Source organism: Cobetia sp. SIMBA_158 (assembly GCF_046566945.1).
In the GTDB taxonomy this organism is placed as follows: domain Bacteria; phylum Pseudomonadota; class Gammaproteobacteria; order Pseudomonadales; family Halomonadaceae; genus Cobetia; species Cobetia amphilecti.
Window position 1 is genome coordinate 1 of the sequence record NZ_JAWJYL010000819.1, and the last position, 249, is coordinate 249.

At 47.0% G+C, this 249-nt stretch carries 1 pseudogene; it reads right to left on the bottom strand.

The window, feature by feature from the left end:
* Positions 1-249, bottom strand: a pseudogene (locus tag R2R70_RS22105) (FMN-binding glutamate synthase family protein); the annotation flags it as partial.

The following is a 249-nucleotide window of genomic DNA, read 5'->3' on the forward strand; positions in this document are numbered from 1 at the left end:
GCACGCACAGCGGGTTTAGATAGCGCACCAAAGCTCATTCCCGATACGTTAAATAAAGAATTGGTTGAATAAGGTGTTTGGCAATAGGGACCAAGCGTTACTTCACTTGGCGCAAGCGCTTCTTCATCAAGCGTAGGGAAGGCGCAGTTCATAAACATTACTGTACCTGTGACCTCTAAGCTTTGTGTAGATCCAAATGCCGCGGTACGGTCTACATTTTTTGCAGCGCGATAAACCCAACTACGTTCG